This is a genomic window from Methylophilus sp. DMC18 (assembly GCF_056314005.1).
The window spans coordinates 185,079-208,925 of sequence record NZ_JBQUZE010000003.1 but is presented as its reverse complement, the minus strand read 5'-3'; the positions used below and the strand labels follow the sequence as shown (position 1 = coordinate 208,925).

At 51.8% G+C, this 23,847-nt stretch carries 25 protein-coding genes; 5 read left to right on the top strand and 20 right to left on the bottom strand.

Annotated features, from left to right (window positions below):
• Window positions 1–86: 86 nt before the first annotated feature.
• The 17 genes from hisC to ACT53G_RS07815 form a co-directional block, all read right to left on the bottom strand.
• Entirely contained in the window at window positions 87–1,151 is a 1,065-nt protein-coding gene (hisC, locus tag ACT53G_RS07895) for a histidinol-phosphate transaminase (protein WP_476169131.1), read from the bottom strand.
• A gap of 9 nt (window positions 1,152–1,160) precedes the next feature.
• Window positions 1,161–2,456 (bottom strand): histidinol dehydrogenase, encoded by a 1,296-nt coding sequence (hisD, locus tag ACT53G_RS07890; RefSeq protein ID WP_338657608.1) that lies wholly within the window; start codon window positions 2,454–2,456, stop codon window positions 1,161–1,163.
• 13 nt (window positions 2,457–2,469) lie between these two features.
• The gene (hisG, locus tag ACT53G_RS07885; protein ID WP_275357652.1) at window positions 2,470–3,111 is read right to left on the bottom strand and encodes an ATP phosphoribosyltransferase; all 642 of its coding nucleotides are present in this window, start codon (window positions 3,109–3,111) and stop codon (window positions 2,470–2,472) included.
• A 2-nt stretch (window positions 3,112–3,113) separates the two neighbouring features.
• Window positions 3,114–4,379, bottom strand: a complete 1,266-nt coding sequence (gene murA / locus ACT53G_RS07880; protein WP_275357654.1) for a UDP-N-acetylglucosamine 1-carboxyvinyltransferase — start codon at window positions 4,377–4,379, stop codon at window positions 3,114–3,116.
• Window positions 4,380–4,381: 2 nt separating this feature from the next.
• The gene (gene grxD / locus ACT53G_RS07875) at window positions 4,382–4,690 is read right to left on the bottom strand and encodes a Grx4 family monothiol glutaredoxin (RefSeq protein WP_194748765.1); all 309 of its coding nucleotides are present in this window, start codon (window positions 4,688–4,690) and stop codon (window positions 4,382–4,384) included.
• Window positions 4,691–4,720: 30 nt separating this feature from the next.
• The gene (locus ACT53G_RS07870; protein ID WP_194748766.1) at window positions 4,721–4,966 is read right to left on the bottom strand and encodes a BolA family protein; all 246 of its coding nucleotides are present in this window, start codon (window positions 4,964–4,966) and stop codon (window positions 4,721–4,723) included.
• Between the two features lie 54 nt (window positions 4,967–5,020).
• Window positions 5,021–5,827 (bottom strand): ABC transporter permease, encoded by an 807-nt coding sequence (locus tag ACT53G_RS07865; RefSeq protein WP_194748767.1) that lies wholly within the window; start codon window positions 5,825–5,827, stop codon window positions 5,021–5,023.
• On the bottom strand, window positions 5,824–6,738 hold the full coding sequence (locus tag ACT53G_RS07860; protein ID WP_476169130.1) for an ABC transporter ATP-binding protein: 915 nt from the start codon (window positions 6,736–6,738) through the stop codon (window positions 5,824–5,826). The genes ACT53G_RS07865 and ACT53G_RS07860 overlap by 4 nt, the downstream gene beginning before the upstream one ends.
• Before the next feature lie 75 nt (window positions 6,739–6,813).
• The gene (locus tag ACT53G_RS07855; RefSeq protein WP_476169129.1) at window positions 6,814–7,107 is read right to left on the bottom strand and encodes an STAS domain-containing protein; all 294 of its coding nucleotides are present in this window, start codon (window positions 7,105–7,107) and stop codon (window positions 6,814–6,816) included.
• 31 nt (window positions 7,108–7,138) lie between these two features.
• On the bottom strand, window positions 7,139–7,741 hold the full coding sequence (locus ACT53G_RS07850; protein WP_275357659.1) for an MlaC/ttg2D family ABC transporter substrate-binding protein: 603 nt from the start codon (window positions 7,739–7,741) through the stop codon (window positions 7,139–7,141).
• A gap of 24 nt (window positions 7,742–7,765) precedes the next feature.
• On the bottom strand, window positions 7,766–8,311 hold the full coding sequence (gene mlaD / locus ACT53G_RS07845) for an outer membrane lipid asymmetry maintenance protein MlaD (RefSeq protein ID WP_275357661.1): 546 nt from the start codon (window positions 8,309–8,311) through the stop codon (window positions 7,766–7,768).
• Between the two features lie 34 nt (window positions 8,312–8,345).
• A complete protein-coding gene (gene mlaE / locus ACT53G_RS07840; protein WP_194748771.1) occupies window positions 8,346–9,140 on the bottom strand; it encodes a lipid asymmetry maintenance ABC transporter permease subunit MlaE in 795 nt (264 codons plus the stop codon).
• On the bottom strand, window positions 9,140–9,943 hold the full coding sequence (locus ACT53G_RS07835; protein ID WP_194748772.1) for an ABC transporter ATP-binding protein: 804 nt from the start codon (window positions 9,941–9,943) through the stop codon (window positions 9,140–9,142). Before ACT53G_RS07835 ends, mlaE begins: the two co-directional genes overlap by 1 nt.
• A 129-nt stretch (window positions 9,944–10,072) precedes the next feature.
• The gene (locus ACT53G_RS07830; protein ID WP_338655448.1) at window positions 10,073–10,711 is read right to left on the bottom strand and encodes a type II secretion system protein; all 639 of its coding nucleotides are present in this window, start codon (window positions 10,709–10,711) and stop codon (window positions 10,073–10,075) included.
• Between the two features lie 204 nt (window positions 10,712–10,915).
• Window positions 10,916–12,058 carry a c-type cytochrome biogenesis protein CcsB gene (ccsB, locus tag ACT53G_RS07825; protein WP_194748774.1) on the bottom strand — a complete coding sequence of 381 codons (1,143 nt, stop codon included), beginning with the start codon at window positions 12,056–12,058 and terminating at the stop codon, window positions 10,916–10,918.
• A gap of 24 nt (window positions 12,059–12,082) precedes the next feature.
• Window positions 12,083–14,002 carry a cytochrome c biogenesis protein ResB gene (locus ACT53G_RS07820; RefSeq protein WP_476169128.1) on the bottom strand — a complete coding sequence of 640 codons (1,920 nt, stop codon included), beginning with the start codon at window positions 14,000–14,002 and terminating at the stop codon, window positions 12,083–12,085.
• 204 nt (window positions 14,003–14,206) lie between these two features.
• The gene (locus ACT53G_RS07815) at window positions 14,207–14,836 is read right to left on the bottom strand and encodes a c-type cytochrome (protein WP_379074558.1); all 630 of its coding nucleotides are present in this window, start codon (window positions 14,834–14,836) and stop codon (window positions 14,207–14,209) included.
• Window positions 14,837–14,946: 110 nt separating this feature from the next.
• Here ACT53G_RS07815 and yihA point away from each other — a divergent pair, with 110 nt between their 5' ends.
• Window positions 14,947–15,582, top strand: a complete 636-nt coding sequence (yihA, locus tag ACT53G_RS07810) for a ribosome biogenesis GTP-binding protein YihA/YsxC (RefSeq protein WP_313985370.1) — start codon at window positions 14,947–14,949, stop codon at window positions 15,580–15,582.
• Window positions 15,583–15,618: 36 nt separating this feature from the next.
• Here the strand turns inward: yihA and trmB are convergent, their stop codons facing one another.
• Both trmB and ACT53G_RS07800 read right to left on the bottom strand, forming a co-directional pair.
• Window positions 15,619–16,329 (bottom strand): tRNA (guanosine(46)-N7)-methyltransferase TrmB, encoded by a 711-nt coding sequence (trmB, locus tag ACT53G_RS07805; protein WP_476169127.1) that lies wholly within the window; start codon window positions 16,327–16,329, stop codon window positions 15,619–15,621.
• A 173-nt stretch (window positions 16,330–16,502) separates the two neighbouring features.
• Entirely contained in the window at window positions 16,503–17,672 is a 1,170-nt protein-coding gene (locus tag ACT53G_RS07800; RefSeq protein ID WP_476169126.1) for a class I SAM-dependent methyltransferase, read from the bottom strand.
• A gap of 40 nt (window positions 17,673–17,712) precedes the next feature.
• On the opposite strand from ACT53G_RS07800, the gene ACT53G_RS07795 reads away from it, so the two are divergent.
• The 4 genes from ACT53G_RS07795 (at window position 17,713) to topA (ending at window position 22,467) form a co-directional block, all read left to right on the top strand.
• Window positions 17,713–18,465 carry a pteridine reductase gene (locus tag ACT53G_RS07795; protein WP_476169125.1) on the top strand — a complete coding sequence of 251 codons (753 nt, stop codon included), beginning with the start codon at window positions 17,713–17,715 and terminating at the stop codon, window positions 18,463–18,465.
• 7 nt (window positions 18,466–18,472) lie between these two features.
• On the top strand, window positions 18,473–18,793 hold the full coding sequence (locus tag ACT53G_RS07790; RefSeq protein WP_476169124.1) for a hypothetical protein: 321 nt from the start codon (window positions 18,473–18,475) through the stop codon (window positions 18,791–18,793).
• Window positions 18,794–18,861: 68 nt separating this feature from the next.
• Entirely contained in the window at window positions 18,862–19,803 is a 942-nt protein-coding gene (ttcA, locus tag ACT53G_RS07785; RefSeq protein WP_275357675.1) for a tRNA 2-thiocytidine(32) synthetase TtcA, read from the top strand.
• Window positions 19,804–19,914: 111 nt separating this feature from the next.
• Window positions 19,915–22,467 (top strand): type I DNA topoisomerase, encoded by a 2,553-nt coding sequence (gene topA, locus ACT53G_RS07780; protein ID WP_476169123.1) that lies wholly within the window; start codon window positions 19,915–19,917, stop codon window positions 22,465–22,467.
• Between the two features lie 49 nt (window positions 22,468–22,516).
• Here topA and ACT53G_RS07775 read toward each other — a convergent pair whose 3' ends face one another.
• Complete coding sequence (locus ACT53G_RS07775) at window positions 22,517–23,770, bottom strand: HD-GYP domain-containing protein (RefSeq protein ID WP_476169122.1); 1,254 nt, start codon at window positions 23,768–23,770, stop codon at window positions 22,517–22,519.
• Window positions 23,771–23,847: the final 77 nt, after the last annotated feature.

Sequence of the window (23,847 nt, the reverse complement as noted above, 5' to 3'; positions counted from 1 at the left end):
ATTCGCTGGATATTTTTATGTGCGATTACAATCAATTAACCGCGATTAGCCCGTAATTTAGTACAAATCCCGCGCTTTTGACGACATCAGGCTTGCACAAGCGCACGTATTGCCTGCATCAAGGCCTGATTTTGCGACTCGTTACCGATGGTAATCCGTAAAAAATCAGAAATTCTGGCTGGTTTTTTGAAATGGCGGACGATCACGGCGCGTTCACGCAGCCCTGCGGCCAACTGCTCACCCGCATACGCCGGGTGACGGGTAAAAATAAAGTTTGCCCCGGAAGGCAACACTTCAAATCCCAATGCTTCTAGCGCACTGACCAGGTTAGTACGCGATGCCATGACCTGTTGACGCGTTTGCTGAAAGTAAGCTTCATCCTGCAATGCCGCAATGGCACCCGCCTCGGCAAAACGATCAATCGGATATGAGTTAAAGCTGTCCTTGACCCGGATTAATGCCTCAATCAGCGCGGCATTGCCCAACGCATAGCCCACGCGCAAGCCTGCTAACGAACGTGATTTGGAATAGGTATGCGTCACCAGCAGATTTGCGTAACGATGAATCAGTGCGACCGCGGATTCGGTGCCAAAGTCAACATAGGCCTCATCGACCACCACCACAGATTGCGTATTGTGGGCCAGCAAGCGCTCAATTTCGCTTAATGGCAGCGGAATGCCGGTTGGCGCGTTGGGGTTAGGGAAAATAATCCCGCCATTGGGGCGCAAATAATCGTCTATCGCCACTTCAAACTGCGCATTGAGCGCAACGGTTTCAAAGTGGATGCCGTACAAGCCGCAGTAGACCGGATAGAAACTGTAACTAATATCAGGAAACAACAAAGGCAAGTCGTGCTTGAGCAAGGCCTGAAACACGTGCGCCAACACCTCATCGGAACCGTTGCCGACAAACACCTGATTGGCTTGCAGCCCATGATATTCAGCCAACGCCGCCTTGAGGCGACTGGAATCCGGATCGGGATACAGGCGCAAACTGTCTGCAGCTTCTGCCTGCAAGGCAGCAATCACCTTGGGGCTGGGACCATAAGGATTTTCATTGGTATTAAGCTTGACCAGATTTTGCAACTTGGGCTGTTCGCCCGGCACATAAGGGGTCAACTTATGAACAATCTTGCTCCAATATTGACTCATGGCTGCCTCTTATTTCAAGCGATACTCAGCACTGCGCGCGTGCGCCTGCAGGCCTTCGCCATACGCCAACGTCGCAGCAATCTTGCCCAGTGTTTGCGCCCCCGCAGACGACACCATAATCAGGCTGGAACGCTTCTGGAAATCATAGACCCCCAACGGCGAACTGAATCGGGCGGTACGTGAGGTCGGCAGCACATGGTTGGGGCCGGCGCAATAATCGCCCAGCGCCTCACAGGTATCACGCCCCATAAAGATCGCCCCGGCATGCTTGATCTGCTTGCTAAAGGCCAAGGCATCGTCCATGGATAACTCCAGGTGTTCTGGCGCGATGTAGTTACAAATCTCTGCGGCCTCAGCCAGGTCCTTTACTTGTATCAGTGCACCCCGGTTTTGCAGCGAGGTACGAATAATCTCCTGGCGCGGCATGTCGACCACCTGACGGGCAATACTGGCCTCCACCTGATCCAGAAATTCTGCGCTTGGCGACAGCAATATCGCCTGTGCCAACTCGTCATGTTCCGCCTGACTGAACAGATCCATGGCTGTCCAGTCTGGATTGCTCTTGCCATCGCTGATGACCAGAATCTCTGAGGGGCCTGCCACCATATCAATACCGACGACCCCGAACACCCGGCGCTTGGCCGCAGCCACATAGGCATTGCCTGGCCCGACAATCTTGTCTACCTGTGGCACGGTTTCAGTGCCATATGCCAGCGCCCCCACGGCTTGTGCACCGCCAATACAGAACACGCGATCCACGCCACAGACCGCTGCCGCAGCCAGTACCAATGAATTTTTCTCGCCATTCGGCGTAGGCACAACCATCACCAACTCTTGCACACCCGCCACCTTGGCAGGGATCGCATTCATCAGCACAGAAGAAGGATAAGCCGCCTTACCGCCAGGCACATACAAACCCACGCGATCCAGCGCCGTCACCTGTTGACCAAGCAAGGTGCCATCAGCCTCGGTATATTGCCAGGACTGCATGACCTGCTTTTCGTGATAGCTACGCACCCGGTCAGCTGCTGCCTGCAAAGCCTCGCGCTGTGCCGCCGGCAGGCTGGTTAAGGCCGCTTGCAACTCCGCTTGAGGAATTTCCAATGCCGCCAGACTGGAGGCATTGGTTTTATCAAAGCGGTTGGTATATTCAAGCACAGCTGCATCGCCGCGTGCCTTCACATCCTTGAGAATGTTGGCGACCACCAGGTCTATGCTGTCATCTTGCGCGGTCTCAAAAGCCAGCAATGCCTTCAATTCGGCATCAAAGCCCTGATCCTGTGTATTTAAGCGTTTAATCTTCATCATTTTCTAAACATTAATCTTTGCGGACAGCGCCCGCAAAGCTATCAATAATCGGCTGCAACAAAGGCCGATTCACTTTGTAAGAGGCCTGATTGACCACCAGCCGTGAGCTGATGGCGCCAATCTCTTCTACTGCTTTGAGCTTGTTGGCGCGTAAAGTTCCACCGGTGCTGACCAAATCCACAATCGCATCGGCCAAGCCGACCAAAGGGCCCAATTCCATCGAGCCATAAAGCTTGATCAAATCCACATGCATGCCTTTGGCGGCAAAATGCTCGCGTGCAGTTTTCACATACTTGGTCACCACCTTGAGGCGCGCGCCCTGACGGATGCTGGCTTCATAATCGAAGTCATCACGCACCGCCACCATCATTTTGCAGCGCGCAATATTCAAGTCCAGCGGTTGATACAAGCCTTCTCCACCATGCTCATCCAGGACATCCTTACCGGCAATACCAATATCTGCTGCACCATATTGCACATAAGTGGGCACATCGGTCGCACGGACGATCACCAACCGGACATCCTCACGGTTGGTAGGCAAAATCAGTTTGCGTGAGGACTCAGGGTCTTCTAATGCCTGAATCCCTGCTGCGGCCAACAATGGCGTGGTTTCCTCAAAAATACGCCCCTTGCTGAGTGCGATAGTAATCATGATTAATTCGATCTGCGCACTTTGGCGCCCAGTTGATTCAATTTTTCTTCGAGCTTTTCGTAGCCGCGGTCCAGATGGTAAATCCGATCTATCACGGTTTCCCCCTCAGCGACCAGGCCAGCCAGAACCAAGCCGGCAGACGCACGCAAATCGGTGGCCATCACATTTGCGCCTTCCAGTACGGAGACACCTTTCACCAGTGCAGTATTGCCCTGCACATCAATATTGGCCCCCATGCGCTGCAACTCTTGCACATGCATAAAGCGGTTTTCAAAAATGGTTTCAATCACCGTAGATACGCCCTCTGCCACCGTATTCATGGCCATGAACTGCGCCTGCATATCAGTAGGAAAGGCAGGATGCGGCGCCGTACGCACATTGACGGCTTTGAGTTTGCCATCACTTTTGACCGTAATACTGTTCGCGTCATGACTGATTTGGGCACCGGCTTCACGCAGTTTTTCGATCACCGCCTCGAGCAAATCAGGACGTGCGTTTTTCAAGGTCACTTCACCACCGGTCATGGCAGCGGCTACCATATAGGTGCCGGCTTCAATACGATCACACACAATATGATGCTGTGCGCCAAGCAAACGCTCCACCCCTTCGATGGTAATCGTGTCTGTGCCAGCGCCTTTAATGTTGGCACCCATTTTATTCAGGCACTCGGCCAGATCAACCACCTCTGGCTCTTTGGCGGCGTTTTCCAGCACTGTCGTGCCTTGCGCCAGCGCAGCGGCCATCATGAGGTTTTCTGTGCCGGTGACAGTCACCAGATCCATATAATACTTAGCGCCTTGCAGGCGGCGGTTAGGCAAGTGCAAGGTGCTGGCCTGGATGTAACCGTGCGTGATATGCATGGCAGCACCCATGGCTTGCAGCCCTTTGATATGCAAATCGACAGGCCGCGAACCAATAGCGCATCCCCCAGGCAAAGACACGCGTGCAGTGCCAAAACGGGCCAGCAATGGCCCCAGTACCAGAATCGAGGCACGCATGGTTTTCACCATGTCATAGGTGGCTTCAAAAGAGGCGACATCGCTGGCATCCAGTATGACCTGATCCGCCTGTTTGCTGACCTTGACGCCCATGGTGTCCAGCAGCTTCAGCGTAGACGCCACGTCACGTAACTCAGGCACCCCCGTGAGCGTAAAAGGCGTTTCCGCCAGCAAGCCAGCGCACAAAATTGGCAACGCGGCATTCTTGGCGCCAGACACGACGACTTCGCCGTGCAGAGGCACGCCACCTTCAATAATCAGTTTATCCAAAATTACGCTTTCGCCAACAGTTCTTGCAATTCACCACTCTGGTACATGCTGCGCATAATGTCGGCACCACCGATAAACTCCCCGCCTACATACAGTTGCGGAATAGTCGGCCAGTTAGCAAATTGTTTGATGCCTTCACGCACCTCCATGTCTTGCAACACGTCTACCGCAACAAACTCGGCACCACAGGCGTTGAGGATTTGCGCAGCCACGCTTGAAAAACCGCATTGCGGAAACTTGGGGCTGCCTTTCATATACAGCACCACCTTGTTGCTGGTCACTGTTTCTTTGATTTTTGCTTGTACATCCATGATTAATCACTCCATCGTGTTAAGAACGCTTCAGGCCTGCAGTTGCTGCCATTGCGTCGGGGTATAGGTTTGCATAGACAGCGCATGGATTTCAGCGCGCATCCGGTCTCCCAGTGCGGCATAGACAAGCTGGTGCTGCTGCACCATGCGTTTACCTTCAAATGCCGGACTGACTATCACCGCATCAAAATGCGTGCCGTCATCGCCATTGACTTTCAGGTAATCGCACTCCAACCCGTTGCGGATATAAGCCTCTAATTGCGCTGCTGTTAACACAAAACCTCTCTTGTTCTACAAAATACAGTTGAATCTAGCCAGGGGTCTGGCCAGCTAACTGCGTAATTTATAACCGGATTTTAACATCTTTAGGCATAGCCACGCCAATCCGAGCAAGAAGCTAGCCACCACTGCCAAACTCAGCCATGGCGACACGTCCCCCTGCCCGAAGAAGCCATAACGAAAACCGTCTATCATGTAAAAAAATGGATTCAATTGCGAGACCGCCTGCCAGAAAGGGGGGAGCGAGTGAATCGAATAAAAAACACCGGATAAAAACGTCAGCGGCATGATGACAAAGTTTTGAAAAGCGGCCATCTGGTCGAACTTGTCCGCCCAGATACCGGCAATAACACCAAACGTGCCCAGCAATGCGCTACCACAAAGGGCGAACGTGATAATCCACCCTGGATGCACTGTTGGTACCGACACAAAACACAACGCAACCAGATAAATACTCAACCCAACCACTAAACCACGGATCATGGATGCCGCCAGAAAAGCGATAAAAAACTCCATGGTCGTCAGCGGCGTAAGTAGCAAAAAGACAATGTTACCCATCACTTTAGACTGGATCAGGCTCGATGAGCTATTGGCAAAGGCATTCTGCAACAAGGACATCATCATCAGGCCGGGCACCAGAAACGCGGTATAACTGACCTGATCGTAGACTTTGACGTGGGACTCCAGCACATGCGAAAAAATCAGCAGGTATAATAATGCCGTCAGAATGGGCGAAGCAATGGTTTGAAATGCCACGCGCCAAAAACGCAACAGCTCTTTTTTAAACAGCGTATAAACGCCGCGACGCTGCGGGCTGATTTTGTCATCCAGCCAAAAAAATGGATTCAGCCACTTCATGCCAGCACTCCTTGCTGATTCCCCACCAGGTTAAGAAAGACATCTTCCAGATCCGCCTCCTGCAGTTGCATGTCCAGCACATGCACGCCCGCCTGACGCAACGCAGTCAGCACCGCTTCCACCTGCGTTAACTCCGTGATCGCCAGGACGACCTCCTCCCCGTTTTGCTGCTTGAGTAGCGGCTGTAACACGGCGGGCAAGGCCGCCGACAAGCGTAACGACAACTGCTTTGCGGCATGGCTCTTGAGCAAAGCGCGCGTGCTGTCTAGCGCCACAACGCGGCCTTGCTTCATCATTGCCACGCGCTGACACAAAGCCTCAGCCTCTTCGAGATAATGCGTGGTCAAAATAATCGTATGCCCTTGCTGATTCAGTGTTTGAATAAAGGCCCACAGCATTTGCCGCAATTCGACATCCACCCCTGCGGTTGGCTCATCGAGCACGATGACGGGAGGCTTGTGCGCCAGCGCCTGCGCAATCAGGGCCCGACGCTTCATGCCGCCCGACAGTTTTCGCATATTGGTATAGGCTTTGTCAGTGAGCCCCAGCCCTTCGATAATCTCATCGACCCAGACATCATTCTCGGGGCCATGCCCGAAATAACCAGCCTGGAAACGCAGCATTTCACGCACATTGAAAAACGGATCAAATACCAGCTCTTGCGGCACCACGCCCAATGCCTGACGCGCACGCTGATAATCAGACTGCACATCGTGCCCCATGATGCGGATGCTGCCGCTCGTGGGTTGCAACAACCCCGCCATCAAATTGATCAGCGTGGATTTGCCTGCCCCGTTAGGGCCAAGTAAGGCAAAAAACTCGCCTTGCTCAATCTGCAAATCCACGCCCCTTAGGGCTTCAAACTGACCAAACCGTTTGGTAATTCCTGTGATTTCTATGGCAGCGGCCACGTCTATCCTTTCGCTATCCCAAAAAAAACGAAACCCCACCTCGTCTGAGCTGGGGCTGTTCGATTTTGTGAGTGGTTAATTCAACAAGAATCCATCGACACCGTATAGCTGCATTAAACTTCGCAGATTGTCTGGCACCCCGACGACTGACATGTTACCCGGGTGCGTATAGTCATGATTAAGTCTGCGCTGTATCTCAAGAATCATACTGATCGCCACCGTATCCACCTCTTTCACCCCTGAAAAGTCCAGGGTCAGTGGCGAGGCCAGCTGCAATTTTTGGAAGTCAGCTAAAGTTTCGCTGACATTGGCAATCAGCAAATCACCTTTAAAGTGCAAACTATTTTGTTGTTGCGTCAGTTGAGCCACCCGTTTCTCCCGATTTTTTCAGACCACGCAGTTATTTACCTGTGGCTGCCTTGTTCTTGTCCGCCAGTTTTTTCGTCAGGCTATCCAGACCATTTTGGCGAATTTCTTGTGCAAACTGGCTACGGTAGTTAGTGACCAGACTCACGCCTTCAATGACGATATCAAACACTTTCCAGTCGTCGCCTTTTTTACCCAACGTGTAATCAACGGCAATCGGATCGCCACCAGGCTGCTGTATCGCCGTTTTGACGGTTGCTGTATCCGCCCCGGACTCCATGCGGAAAGGCTTGTATTCAATTACCTGATTTTTGTATTTAGACAATGCAGTAGCATAAGTGCGTAACAGCAGCGTCTTGAACTCAGCCTGGAAAGCGGTTTTCTGATCTGGGCTCGCATTGGTCCAGTTTTTACCTAACACCAGACGTGACACTTTCTCAAAATCAAAGTTTGGCAGTATCTTTTCTTCTGCCAGACTGAAAATCTTTTGCTGGTTGCCCGCTTGAATATCCTTATCGCTTTTGATGACTTCAATCACATCGTCGGCGGTCTTTTTCACCAGTTGATCGGGCGCCATTGCTGCCATTGCTACACCACTGACCAACCATATGGCTGCTGCCATCCACCACTTTTTCATCGCTATCCCTTTATATCGTTTGAGTTATTTGCCCACTTTATCAAGCGGGCTGGCATCTAACGCATCAACTGTACTTTCGGTTGATGCAGCTGCCGTTTTATTTCCATTCTCGTTACTTTCTGTCGCCTTGCTATACAAAAACTGACTAATCAGTTTTTCCAGCACAACCGCATCCTGGGTCTGTGTGATCTTGTCCCCATTTTTGAGGTTGATTTCGTCACCACCGGCTTCGAGCCCAACGTATTGCTCACCCAGCAAGCCTGCAGTGTAAATGTTGGCGAACGTATCTTTGGGGAATGCATAACGGGCATCAATGTTGAGACTGACGACGGCCTCATAAGTTTTAGGATCAAACACAATATCATTGACGCGACCGACCACCACCCCTGCGCTTTTCACAGGGGCGCGAGGTTTGAGGCCGCCGATATTTTCAAAATTCGCCGTCACGGTATAGGTCTGGCCAATATTACTGGTAGTGAGATTGCCCACTTTCATGGCCAAGCCCAATAAAGCGGCCAATCCTAATGCCACAAAGATCCCTACCCATAAATCAATTGTTGTTCTTTCCATTGCTGCTCCCGCAAATATCTCGTACGTTGTCCTGCTAAACCGCGATCATGAACGAGGTTAATATAAAATCCAGTCCCAATACCGCCAGTGACGAACTCACCACTGTGCGTGTTGTGGCCCGGCTGACCCCCTCAGCGGTCGGCGGTGCATCATAGCCCTCAAACAAGGCAATCATGGTACAAGCAACGCCAAACACCAGGCTCTTCAACACGCCATTCAGGATGTCATACTGCCAGTCCACATTGGCTTGCATCTGTGACCAGAATGCGCCAGCGTCAACGCCAATCAAGGGCACTGCCACCAAATAGCCCCCCAAAATACCCACCATCGAGAACAGGGCCGCCAATATCGGCATGGCAATCACCCCCGCCCAGAAACGCGGGGCAATGACGCGTGCGATAGGACTGACCGCCATCATTTCCATTGCAGAAAGCTGCTCTGTCGCCTTCATCAAGCCGATTTCAGCAGTAATGGCGGTACCGGCACGTCCGGCAAATAACAAGGCCGTAACCACCGGCCCCAACTCGCGCACCAGGGCCAACGAAACCAATACGCCAATCGCTTCCGACGAGCCGTATTTTTGCAACGTGTTATAGCCCTGTAACGCCAGCACCATGCCGACGAAAAACGCGGAGACCAGAATAATGATCAGCGAGAGGACGCCAGTAAAATAAACTTCGCGGATCGTGAGCCGAAAGCGGCGAAAGCTCTCGCCGGAGGAAATCAGCGTTAACCACAACAGGCGACCACCCGCTCCCAGACGCCAGATTTTATTGATAAAGCCCGCCCCCAGCTTGGTCAGCAGCCGCTTGATTTTATGCACAATCATTAACGCGCCCCTCTTAACAAACTGGCATGATATTCAGGCGCCGCATAATGGAAAGGAACCGGACCGTCTTTTTCACCATGCACAAATTGATGGATAAACGGCAACTCGGACTGGCGCAGCTCATCGGGCGTGCCCTCGGCAGCGACAATGCCGTCGGCGACGAAATAGACGTAGTCAGCAAACTGGAAAGTCTCTTCAACATCATGCGTGACGATGATAGAAGTTGCCCCCAGCACGTCATTCAGGCTGCGAATGAGGTCGCAAATAACAGCCATGGAAATCGGATCCAATCCGGCAAATGGCTCGTCATACATGATAATGCTGGGATCCAGGGCAATCGCGCGCGCCAGTGCAACACGTCTGGCCATACCGCCTGACAGCTCTGTAGGCATCAGGGCATGTGCACCCCGCAAACCAACCGCATTCAACTTCATCAGCACCAGGTCACGAATCATGCTTTCGGGCAAGCTGGTATGCTCACGCATCGGAAACGCAACATTTTCATACACGGATAAATCGGTGAACAAGGCACCATGTTGAAACAACATGCCCATTTTCCGGCGCAATCGGTAAATGCCTTCACGATCTTGCTCATGAACGACCTCACCAACCACTTTGACTTGCCCCTTGGTCGGCTTTAACTGCCCACCGATCAAACGCAACAATGTGGTTTTACCGCTGCCACTGCCGCCCATGATGGCAACCACCTTACCTTTGGGAAACGTCATGTTGATGCCTTTATGCAACAATCGGCCTTTGTAGCCGAAAGACAGGTCTTGAATTTCTACAATTGCGTTCGCCATAGGAAGTGGGAGTTGTAAATCGGCTCTTATTCTAAAACAGATTCAAATTGAAAAGATGTATGTAAACCTCATAATACAAAAAGCCTGAAAAACCAGGCTTTTTGTATTAGCAATCTGTTGTATTCTACACTAAAAACTCATGCACACTAAGTAGGCCGTGCCGGGTAGCGGTGTGGCAACGCCGGCACTAGGTGTGCCATTTAGGACAACACGCATGGCGCCAGTATTGCCTACACCGTCATCCAGCATGGTATCCAATTGCGCCGCATAACGCCCTAAAATCGCATCGGAACACATGGCGTGCGCACTGCTAAACGCGCCTGCGGTGACCGCTGTCAAAGCTGTCACGTTGCTGACACCCAACTGCCCGCCTTCGCTATTACGTGGCACATACTGCGTACTGGTGGGGTCGGTTGATCCGGTAGCCAAGCCCGCCAATCGCAGGTGTTGCCAGATTAAAAATGATTCATCCGTATCCGTGTTTGAATTCCAAGCACCCTGAATCAAGCCATTTTGTGTTTGCCCGTTCGTAGTCGCATTGGTGCCGTTGACATGGATATCCGCCGCATGATCATCCCCGGGCAAGACGCGAAAACGGTCTTGATAGCCATAAAAATAAGTGGGGATATTTCTAAAGTCACTGGCGAGACTTTTCACCTTGGCGTTGGCAATCAATTCTTGCCCGCGCATCACCCCGGCCAATAGCAACCCGGCGATCACCAGCACAATCGCCAATTCAATCAAAGTAAACCCTTGTTGTGTTTTCATGTTAAATCCTCCTGATAGCTTAAACCTGTTGTTAAAAGCATGACCCAAGACGCATCTGCACCGATGCTATGAATAGACCGGCACAGCAACAACTTTAACATTAATTAAATATATTTAACAAATAAAACACCAGGAATCTAGCAAAAAGACCAAAGAAAACGGGCAGATGTGTAAACATCTGCCCGTTGAAATGGCTACTTAAAATTAAAGCGTACCGTAAGAATGCAGCCCGCTTAAAAACATATTCACGCCCAAAAATGCAAACGTTGTCACCAGTAGCCCCACCAGCGCCCACCAGGCCAACATGCTGCCGCGCAAGCCCTTCATGAGACGCAAATGCAGCCAGGCCGCATAATTTAGCCAGACAATCAGTGCCCAGGTTTCTTTAGGGTCCCATGACCAGTAGCCTCCCCAAGCCTCTGCGGCCCACATTGCCCCTAAAATCGTTGCAATCGTGAAAAATGCAAAACCGACCGCAATCGCTTTATACATCAGATCATCCAGCACATGCGGCGCGGGCAAGCGACTCGCCAGAATGCCCCGCTTTGCCAGCAGGTAAGCCCCGGCAACCATCGCCGCCAGCGAGAAGGCGCCATAGCCAATAAAATTGGCGGGCACATGAATTTTCATCCAGTAACTTTGCAAGGCAGGCACCAATGGCTGAATCTCGTTGGCATGACGATCGAAGGTATACCAGAGAATAAAGCCCACCGCGGCATTGATCACCACCAGCACAAAACCACCCAATTGGCGCGTTTTAAACAATTGCTCATAGTGCAAATACAACAAAGCCGTGATCAGGCAAAACAGGATAAACACTTCGTATAAATTGCTGATCGGAATATGGCCGATATCGGGTGCAATCAGGTAGGACTCATACCAGCGCACCATCAGGCCGACAAACCCAAACAAGGTCGCCGTCCATGTCAGGGCCGAGGCCACTTTGGCGGTGAACTCTGATTTTTGGAACATGGCCAGCCAATAGGTCAGCATAGCCAATACAAACAGCACATTCATCCACATGATGGCAGACTGGCTGGCCAACAGAAACTTGAGCAAGAAGCGTTGACCACCCTGACTCAAGTCGCCCTGATAAACGTAGACGCCAATCAGGCTCAGCACAGCCACACCCAAGACCAGGCGGGCAATGGCTGACCAGCGCCAGCCCAAATAACTAAATACCGCGACTGCCCCAAACAGAAAGCTGACCTCGTAAATATCCATGAAGCCTGCATAGCGCTGATACGAAAACACCGCACCCGCCAGCAACAGAATGGCATAGACCCAATCAAACTTGCTTAACGACTGCCAGAAGGATACTGGCTTGGATAACGTTGACGTATTCATCTTATTCCCCGATTCAATAACGCATTATGCTGAAGGTGCTTGCAACAGCGTTGAAAGTTGCTGGCGCGCACGCGCAAAATCCTGATCCAAGTCCATATTTTTACGGTTAGACGACATGGCCACCAGGACTTCGTGCTGTGCAGGTTTGATCAATAACCACAAGCGACGTTCCTTAATATAGAACATGGCAAAAATACCCAGTACCAACATCACCGAACCCAGATATACCCAATTCTGCCCAGGCGAGCGCGTCAGTTGGAAACCACTGGCTTGTTTCAGCGTGTAATTCTTGAGCTGAAAATAATACGGTGTGCCATAAAAGAATAAGTCATTCATGGCATTCAGGCTATCCTGTATAAAGATGGCGCTGGTCTGATCCTCTGCGATAGGCTGCAAGTGACGTTGTGCACGGCTCATTTGATATGCCTGCATCGCTGCACGGTTCAACAATTTGAGATAAGTTTGTGCCGCTTGCTCGCGCTGGTCTTTGGGCACAGCGCTTTCAATAATGCGCGACAACTCACTGTAGCCGCCACGCTTGAAGGTCATTAGCAATTGCTGCAAGCTTTGCTCAAACTGCGCTCGTAATGTGGGGTTATTACCTGGCATTTGCGCGGCCACCTGCTGCGCGATCGCCTGAATCGACTTGTCATCGCGCAAGGTTTGGCGCAATCGCATAAAACCGGTGATTTCCATGTCGTCATCTGCGGGAATGCGCAAGTACTTGAAGTCCTCCTGCACGGTCTCACGCATGCCAGAGACGAAATAAGCGCGGCCATCCAGTATCAGAGGCTGCATGTAATTGACATACTCACGTGCCTGGCCACTGGCATTGCGCAATTTGAACGTGGTGTTTGGACCCACATTGTGCGGCTTACCTTTACCATCCGCCGACAGATTCAGGATATTAAACTGGCGAAACTCGTTGAATTCGACTGTCAGCTTTTGCGCGCCGTCACCGAGCGAGCCTTTTTGCAAGATCACGCCATCCACATCAAATCCATCCTGCTGGTTAGCGGCCAAATCCCAGAGTTTGAATTTGAGCTGTGAGCCACCATCCTGAAAGTCAGATTGGTAAATCGCAATCCCTTTGTAAATAAAAGGATGATTCACTCTGACCGTCGCCTCAATCGGTTGCTTCAGGTCTGAATCAGTGATGAGGATATCGCTTTCAAACGATTTCGGCATCCCGGTCGGGTAATGCTCGATACGGAAGTCCTTGAGCATGACCGTAAAAGGTAATTCTTGGACCAGATAGCCATCACGCACCCGCAAGAAAGACACGTTATCACGTTCGCCTTCCGGCAAGGTCATATTGGCGCGGAATGAAAGGTTGCCCACTCCCAGCCGACTCTCAGGCGGCACCTGGCGTGAAGGAATATCGCGCGTCTCAACCTTTTTGTAACCCAGCAATTCTTGAATCTTGAACGGCAAATTGCCATCGAGCAGGCCACCAAAACAAATCACCACAATCGCGGCATGCGTAAAGATATAGCCCAAGCGCTGATGCGTCCCCAATTTGGCCGCAATCAGCACATCGCCATTACTTTGTGGCGTGGTCTTAAAAGTGTAACGCTCTGCCGACAACCAGGCGGACAACTGTGACTGTAAGGCGGTTGCTGCCGAAGCCGTCGTCAGACTGGCCTGATGCTCAAATAAACGTAAGGACTTTTCAGTGGCATGCTCTTTATAGGTTTTCCATTCCTTGAGCATGAGCGGTGTATTCCGCAGCACGCACAAGGTGGTTGAAATCACCAAAAACAGTAAAATCACCAAAAACCACGCCGCATGATAGACATCCAGCAACCCCAGCAATTCGAACAATTCAAACCAGAATTGACCGAACTTGACGATGTAATTGGTATAGGGCTCATTCTGCTTGAGCACGGTACCAATAATCGACGCAACGCCCAACAGCGTTAACAAGCTCACGGCAAAACGCATGGAACTCAGTAACTCATAAACACGCCGGGAAAATGAAGCTGGAGATTTCAAATCGTTCTCGTCAAAAAGATGGATAAGTTTGGTTGCTGGTCAGTCACGGTCTTAACGCAAGGCCCGCTGTTGTGGACGACACAAAACTGCAAAGGTTGCATACGGCTACAGTAAAAAAGGTGGCCAAAGCCACCTTTTTCGAGCAGTCAAAAATTAACGCAAACCTTGGATATAGTCTGCAACAGCCTGCATCTCGGCATCGCTCATTTTACCGGCGATGGTCATCATCATTGGTGCATTGGCGCGCTCACCCGTGCGGAAAGTACGCAGTTGCTGCAAGGTGTAATCTGCATGCTGCCCGGCCAAGCGCGGAAACTGCTTGGGCAAGCCGGCACCTGTTGCGCCATGACAAGCTGCACAGGCAGGCACTTGCGTTGCAGCAATCCCGCCGCGATAGATCTTCTCGCCCAGTGAGCCTTTGCCATTACTTTTCGCCTTGTTCAGCTTAATGCTTTGGGAAGAAAAGTATTTTGCCAAGCCTTCCATGTCTTCCTGGCTTAAGGCACCGGCCATGCCGGACATCACTGCGTTGGCACGCGTGCCTTCTTTAAAATTAGTCAACTGCTTGACCAAGTACTCAGGATGCTGACCCGCCAACTTGGGGTTGGTCGTAATCACACTGTTACCATCTGCGCCATGACAAGCCGCACAGACGTTCTGCACGATTTTCTCAGGGCCATTGACCGCTGGTGCCGCCGCCGCAGGGGCCGCTTCCTCAGCAAAAACAGGCTGCAAGCCAGTTGCCAGCAATAAAAACAATCCCGCTTTAAAACTCTTTAACATATCTGAATGCCCCAACGTTTTTATTCTGCAGCATTTTATCAAACAAAGCCTGTTCGTGATAGCATGCAAGCCTGAATAGTCCACAAATCTTGAGTCAGCTCAACGCCATCATGCCTGTTTTCCAAAATGCCAGCTTTCACCTCTCTGCACACCACCTGCGGGACTTGCCCCCAGCCAGTGGCATTGAAGTAGCGTTTGCCGGCCGGTCTAACGCCGGAAAATCGAGCGCGCTGAACACTTTGGCCAACCACAACCGGCTCGCGTTTGTGAGCAAGCAACCAGGCCGCACACAGCTGATTAACTTTTTCACCCTAGGCGATGACAAGCACCTGGTTGACCTGCCTGGCTACGGTTACGCCAAGGTGCCTGAAGCCATGCGCATGCATTGGCAAAACGTGCTGTCCCGCTACCTGAGCGAACGCAGCAGCCTGGCCGGCCTGGTACTGGTCATGGATAGCCGTCACCCACTCACACCACTAGACCGGCAAATGCTGGACTGGTTCTGCCCCAGCGGCAAACCTGTGCACGTACTGCTGACCAAAAGCGACAAATTGTCGCGCAGCGAATCTACTATCACCTTAGGTAAAGTCCGCAAAGAGCTCCAAGCCAACTGGGGCAATGCCATCACCGTGCAACTCTTTTCCAGCCTGAAAAAGCAAGGGGTGGATGAAGCAGAAAAAGTGCTGGGCGAATGGTTTTTTGGCGGCGACACCCAAACGGAAGCGGTGGCGCCAGCCAGCGAATAAAAAAGGCAGACGCACAGTCTGCCTTTTTAGTGGGCCTTAAACGCGCCTGAATACCAAATCCCACACCCCGTGTCCCAACTTGAGACCCCGGTTTTCAAACTTGGTGAGCGGACGGTAGGCCGGTTTCTCGGCGTAATCTGCCGCAGTATTCTGCAACTGTGACTCTGCGCGCAATACCTCAAGTACCCACTCGGCATACTCCTGCCAGTCAGTCGCCACATGAATGTAAGCGCCCGCTTTCAATTTTGAGCACAACAGCTTTACAAACTCAGCCTGGATCAATCGACGTTTGTGATGACGTTTTTTGTGCCAGGGATCGGGAAAGAAAATGTGTACGCCATCCAGCGAACCGTCTGCCAACATCTGCTGTAACACCTCAACCGCATCATGCTGAATAATACGGATATTCTGGATATCCCCCTCCTGCATCAACTTGAGCAAACTCCCCACGCCTGGGGTATGCACCTCGACTGCCAGAAAGTCATAGTCAGGCAAGGTTTGTGCAATCTTTGCCGTCGCATCCCCCATGCCAAAACCGATCTCAAGGATTTTTTTGCTCTCGCTACGCCCGAATGCGTGATTCAGATCGAGCGGCTGCGCTGCATACTCGATCCCGAATTGCGGCCAGGCCGTTTGTAATGCGCGCTCCTGGCCCTTGGTCAAGCGGCCCTGACGCAGCACAAAACTGCGGATACGGCGTTGATAAGGCGCTTCGTCAATGGGGAGGGTTTGGTCTAATTCACTCATGGGGCGCATTATACTTGAGAGGCATGCTTTTGATTTTGTGATTTTTACGGTCTGCGCTTTCAGCTTCATTGCAACCACTCGCGAGTACAACAATGTGTCAATCAAGGTTGCATTCACTCAAGCGCAAACATGGCTGTTTCAAGCATACACGGCCGCCATCAACCAGCCCAAACTTAAAGCTGATGCCGCTTATCCCCTTGCAAAAAGCCCAGCAATGGCAACGAGATCCCTTTACTCAAAGCCAATACCTTGAATAGTTCGCCCATCTCCGCCGGTGACAACAGCTTTTGCACCGCAGCCACCTGCGGCAAATAATGAGCACTGTCTTCGGGATTAACCTGCTGTAGCAATTGCAGAATGCCGCAATTGATCAAAAATTGGGCTTGATTGGTGTATCCCGCGCAATCGAGTCCATGTGCCAATGCCGTTTCGGCCATGGCGGTAAAATCGACGTGGGCGGTGATGTCTTGCAAGCCGGGATACCGCAACGGATCATCATGCGCATAGTGCTGATAATGACACATCAGCGTGCCCTGGTTGCGCTGCGGGTGATAGTACTCGCGGGCACTGAAGCCGTAATCAGGCAGCAAGATCAATCCTTGCTGTAGCATCGCGGCTAGACTGGCGATCAATCCTTGTGCCGCAGGATTAACTTCGGTGAGATAGCCTTCTGGCAACTGAGCGGCGTCGATGTGTGCGACGCCTGCCTCATTTTGCAAAGGGCGCGTTTGCCATACAAACCCATGTTCATAGCCAACCCCGCGCTCTAGCCAGCGGCCGCCATGCCACTCCACCAGCTGTACCGGGATCGCATCCAGCACTTCATTGCCAATCACCACGCCCGTGAATTGTTCAGGCAAACGATCCAGCCATTGCACCCGTGCATAAAGCTCGGCTGGCAAGCCTGCCTGCAAGCTTTCTTGCTGGCGCATCCGTAAGTTGGCACTTACCTCAAGGATAGAGTAGTGTGGGAGTAGCTGGTGCTGGGTATGCAGCGCTTGCAGCAAGCCTTGCGCCAATCTGCCGGTGCCTGCGCCTAGCTCCAAAATAGCCCCCCCGGTTTCTAACAGCACAGGGGCGAGCTGGTTGGCGATGGCCTGCGCAAAGAGAGGCGAAATTTGGGGAGCAGTCACAAAATCGCCGCCTATACCGAACTTATTGCCGCCGCCGCTGTAATATCCGAGGTGTGGCGTATACAAGGCTTGCTGCATGTAATCCGCAAAGGAAATCCAGCCGCCTTGTTGCTCAATATGCGCTTTGATCTGTTGGTGCAGGGCGTCGCTGTGCGCCTGCATCAGCGCATCCGGCACAGGCAAGCGGGAAGAAGTGGGTTGAACAGTCATTCAATCATTATAATGTGAGCCGTTTAGAAAAGAGTACAACGTGAAATTCAGCCCTAACAATAAAGTGGTATTGATTACTGGCGGTGCCAAACGGGTAGGCGCCGCCATCACCCGCGCCTTGCACCAGCAAGGGGCCAATGTGATGTTGCACTACCACACCAGTCAGCGAGAAGCCGAAACACTGCAAGCAGAGCTCAACCAGACGCGTGCCGACAGTGTAGCGATCATGCAGGCCAACCTACTGCAAACGGCAGATTTACCCAAACTGATCCAAGCCACCTTGCAACAATTCGGCCGACTCGATGCACTGATCAACAACGCTTCCAGCTATTATGCGACACCCCTCGGTGGCATTAGCGAAGCACAATGGGACGAACTCACCGGCAGCAACATTAAAGCGCCCTTATTTTTAAGCCAGGCCGCCGCCGATGCCCTGTTCGCCAGCCGGGGATGCATCGTCAACATCACTGACATGCACATAGAGCGCCCGAAAAAGCATTACATCATTTACAGTGCCGCAAAAGCCGGTCTGGTCAACCTGACCAAATCGCTGGCGCAGGAGTTGGCGCCCAATGTACGCGTCAATGCGGTTGCACCAGGGCCAGTGTTGTGGCCAGAAGACAATCAGGAGTTTGATGAAACCTACCGGCAACAGGTCGTCAACCAGACCCTGCTTAAGCGCACAGGCGAACCGGATGACATTGCCAAGGCGGTCAAGTTTCTGGTGTATGACGCGCCGTTTATCACCGGCCATGTGCTGGCCGTGGATGGCGGCCGCCATTTAAGTATTTAACTTAGCGATGCGGATTAAAGAGCAAACCATCACCATCCATGCTGCTGCGCCCCCCAAACCCGAATTGGGGGCAGCCTGTAATGGCTGTGGTGTCTGTTGTGCGGCCGAGCCCTGCCCGGTGAGTCTGACCCTGCTCTGGCCGCATCAAACCCCATGCCGCGCCCTGATCTGGAGTGATGTTGAAAAACGTTATTTTTGCGGCATGGTCAGTGCGCCGGCGCAGTTTTTAAGCTGGCTGCCGACCAGGCTCAACCGTGCGGCCAGCCGATTATTCAGACGCTGGATTGCTGCAGATACGCGATGCGATGCAGATGTTACGCTGGAATAAACAAAATCACCTCAAATAATCAAACACTTACCATTTTTACGCCCGGCTTTCCGCTATAATGCGCGCCTATGAAGATCAAACATTACCCTGACGATGTCAGCCAGAATTTTTTAAAGCTGCGCAACCAGTTGATTAGTGCCACCGGTAAAGCCATTGGTGACTACAACATGATTGAGGAAGGCGATACCGTGCTGGTGTGCATGAGCGGCGGCAAAGACAGCCATGCCATGCTCATGATTCTGCTGGCGCTGCAAGAACGCGCGCCGATCAACTTCAAACTGATTGCGATGAATCTGGACCAGAAACAGCCGGGCTTTCCAGCCGACATTCTGCCGGCCTACTTTGAAAAACTGGGGGTGGAATATCGCATCGTCGAGGCGGACACCTATTCCATCGTCAAGGAAAAAATCCCTGAGGGTAAAACCACTTGCAGCCTGTGTTCACGCCTGCGTCGTGGCATTATTTACACCACGGCGCAGCAACTGGGTGCTAACAAGATTGCGCTGGGACACCATCGCGATGACATTGTGCAAACCTTGTTCTTAAACATGTTTTACGGGGCCAAGATGAAGGCGATGCCGCCCAAGCTGGCGACCAACCGTGGCGAATTCATGGTGATCCGCCCGCTGGCATATTGTGCCGAAAAAGACATTGCCGCTTATGCACGCGGCATGCAGTTTCCGATTATTCCGTGTGATTTGTGCGGCAGCCAGGAAAACTTGCAGCGGCAAAAAGTGAAAGACATGCTTAACAACTGGGAGCGTGAACAACCAGGGCGCATCAATAATATTTTCCGTGCCATTGGTAATGTGGAGCCCTCACACTTGGCAGATTTTGACTTGTATGACTTCAAGCATTTGAGCCAGGCCAAAGAGGAGGATGAAGATCCCATGTTTGACCACGAGAAATTTTCGAGCAACGACATGGCGCTGACCATTGCCACACAAGACGAAAAACATATTGCCTTTGCACGCAAACCGTTTCCAGTTGCGGTGTCCACTGAAGAATAAAACAACTATTTGAGGATGGCAGGTGTATAAAACGGCACTTTCTTGTATGGAAGGTTGTCTAGCCGTTGCAACGCTTGCTATTATCTAGCCAACGCTTAAACAGACTACGCAATGTCCAAACTACTGATTGTAGAATCCCCTTCCAAAGCCAAAACCCTAAAAAAGTATTTGGGCGGCGACTTTGAAGTCTTGGCCTCTTACGGGCATGTACGAGACCTGATTCCGAAAAATGGCGCCGTCGATCCAAGCCAGCAGTTTGCCATGAAGTACGGCATTATCGACCGCAACAGCAAGCATGTAGATGCGATTGCCAAAGCAGTCAAAAATGCAGACAGCATTTATCTGGCAACCGACCCGGATCGCGAAGGCGAGGCCATCTCCTGGCATATTGCCGAGATTCTGGCCGAGAAAAAGCTGATCAAGAACAAATTGCTCAAACGCGTTGAGTTTAACGAAATCACGCAAACCGCCGTCAAGTATGCGATTGATCATCCGCGCGACATTTCGATGGACCTGGTCAATGCGCAGCAGGCGCGCCGCGCGCTGGACTATCTGGTTGGCTTTAATTTATCGCCACTACTATGGAAAAAGATCCGCCGCGGCCTCTCGGCTGGCCGCGTGCAGAGCCCGGCCTTGCGCCTGATTGTTGAACGCGAGCTCGAAATCGAAGCCTTTAGCAGTCAGGAATACTGGAGCATCCATATGGGTGCGCTCAAGCATGCGCATGGTTTTGAAGCCAAGCTGGTGCAGCTCAATGGGGTAAAAGTCGAACAGTTCACCGTCATCAATCATGACCAGCAAGCCGATATCGTCGGCAAACTGCTGCTGGCGTCTGCCGGCAAAACAACGGTCACCCGCGTTGAGAAAAAACAACGCAGCCGGAGTCCGGCCGCCCCCTTCACCACGTCAACCTTGCAACAAGAGGCCGTGCGCAAGCTGGGCTTTACCACCAGCCGCGCCATGCGTGTTGCACAACAACTGTATGAAGGGGTAGACGTGGGTAGCGGCACCGTCGGTTTGATTACCTACATGCGTACCGACTCATTCAGCCTGGCCACTGAAGCAGTCATGCAAATCCGCGACTACGTGAAAAAGCATTTTGACGCAGACTACCTGCCTAAAGCGCCCATCATGTACAAAACCAAAGCCAAGAATGCCCAAGAGGCACACGAGGCGATCCGCCCAACCGATATTACACGGACGCCAGCCAGTGTGCGTCAATATCTGAATGACGAGCAGTTCAAACTGTATGAAATGATCTGGAAGCGCACGCTGGCTTGTCAGATGACACAGGCCAAATATGACGCGGTCAGTGTTGATCTGGCCGTCGGCTCCGAGGCTAATCTGTTCCGTGCCAGTGGGCAAACGCTGGTCTTCCCTGGCTTTATTGCCGTCTATATGGAAGGCAAGGACGACGACAAAGACGACGAAGATGCCGAGGCCAAACTACCGCACCTGGAAACAGGCGAAGTGCTGAACGTTGAGCGTATTTATGGCGAGCAACATTTTACCGAGCCGCCGCCGCGTTACTCTGAGGCCAGCCTGGTCAAAGCACTGGAAGAATACGGTATTGGCCGCCCCTCGACGTATGCGAGCATTATCTCCACCTTGCAAGACCGCGAGTATGTGCTACTGGATAAGAAACGCTTTACCCCTACGGACGTAGGTCGTGTCGTCAACAAGTTTTTGACCGAGCACTTTACCCAGTATGTGGATTATGACTTTACCGCCAAACTCGAAAACGAGCTCGATGAAATTGCGGAGGGGAATTTAGACTGGGTGCCCGTCATGGACAAATTCTGGCAAGGGTTTAACCAGCAGATTCAGGTCAAGGCCGATGTCGAACGTCCGGGCAATGAGCTCATCGATGAACAATGTCCCAAATGTGGCCGCCAGTTGCAGAAACAACTGAGCCGCTATGGTAGCTTTATCGGTTGTACCGGCTACAACGCCACCCCCAAATGTGATTACAAACGCAGCCTGGATGGTGAAACCAATGCCGCCGCCGAACCGGTCGTCATCGGTCAGGACACGGAAACCCAAAAAGACATTTACCTGATGAACGGCCCTTATGGCCCCTATTTGCAGGTAGGTCAGCCCGTGGAAGGCGAAAAGAAAAAACCAAAACGCGTCAGCATCCCCAAAGAGATCCCCCTCAGCCAGATCAATATTGATACGGCGCACATGCTGCTCAGCCTGCCTCGGGACCTGGGCGCACACCCGGAAACCGGTAAAAAAATCGTCGCCAATATTGGCCGCTTTGGCCCCTACGTCAATCACGACGGCAAGTTCAAGTCCATCCCAAAAACTGAAAGCGTGTTCAGCATTACGCTGGAAGGCGCAGTCGCACTGTTGGCGGCTGCCGGGGGCCCGGCACCGCTGGCTGATTTGGGGGCGCACCCTTCAGGCGAGGGGCGTATTGAGGTATTCTCAGGACGTTATGGTCCTTATGTACAACATAGCGGGATCCGCGCCACACTGCCAAAGAGTGTGACGCCGGAAGAGTTAACCGTTGAGCAAGCGCTAGAGTTATTGGCCGAAAAGGCAGCGAAAGACGGCGGCACTAAAACTGGTAAAAAAACGACAGCTAAAAAAGCGCCTGCCAAAAAGACAACAACCAAGACAACCACCAGCAAACGCACAAAAAAAACCGAAGCAGAATAAATAAAGGGAGCTAAGCTCCCTTTATTTATTGTTGCTGCGATGGCGAGGACTAATGATTCGTCCATAAATGATCAATGTTGTCTACACCCCAGGCTGCAGCGGACTCATTGCCTACAATCTCATCCATTCCCTTGGATAAATCTAATTCAACCACGGGAATACGCGTTTTGGATTTTGTGGAGAAAAACACCTTCACGACCGGCTTGAGTAAACTGTCAGGCGATTGCCTGACCACGACAGCCAAACGGCCAGACTTCAAAATTACCACAGTCCCCACAGGATAAATACCCAAGCTCTTGACGAAAGCCTTAAAGATGACCGGATCAAAATGCCCGGCCCAACTGGCCATACGTTTGAGTGCCATACCTGGCTCCCAAGCCGGTTTATATGAACGGGTCGACGTAACGGCGTCATACACGTCACAAATAGCGCCCATCTTGGCAAAAATACTAATGCGGTCTCCAGACAGTCGCTTGGGATAGCCGCTTCCGTCCACTTTCTCATGATGATGCAAACAAACATCGAGCGTGACTTCATCGGCAACATTCGCTTTAAGCAACATATCGTAGCCCAACTGCGGATGCTGGCGGACGATATCAAACTCCTGATCAGAGAGTGCGCCAGGTTTATTCAAAATATCCAGCGGAATCGCAGCTTTGCCCATATCATGCATTAATCCGGCCAATCCGGCTTTACGGATCTCTGCATCAGAAAGTTTGAGCTCTTTTGCCAGGGCCGCCATCAGTGCGCATACCGCCACCGAGTGCATATACGTGTAATCATCTACCGTTTTTAGCCGTACCAGACTAATCAGCGCATGCGAATTACGTGTAACAGAGTCAGAAATCTCCTCCACGATGGGCATCACTGCTTCTGCCTCTATCGCTTTTCCCAGGCGCAAGTCCTGAAACATTGAGCTAATGGCTTTGCGCGAAGAAGCAATGATCTTAACCGCTTGCTCTCGCTCAGCCTCAATCGTGGTCGGGGTGTGTCTATTCGGATCAGGTGAGGCGGGCGGTGGGGACGGTGCAGGACCATCCAGCTCAAGCATGACCAGTTCCTTATCGGACAAGGCTGGCTGCGGAGGGGGTTCGGACAAGGTTTTTTTGGCCTTAGCAACATCGAGGCCCTGGCTGATATCAATCACTACCTCTTGGATGCGGCTGGCAAGGAGTTTTTGCAAGTCTTCAGGGTCTTTGAGCACAAACTTGCTGCGCCAAAATGGATGATCCATCCACGGCCCCTTGAGCTCATGAATGTACATGCCTAGGCGCACGTCCTTCACTTTAATTGTTTTAAGCATCCCGTTTACAACCCCCATACAACTGCTAACAATTTTACAATTGATTCAGGTCAAATAGCCATAAAAAAAGAGGGCAA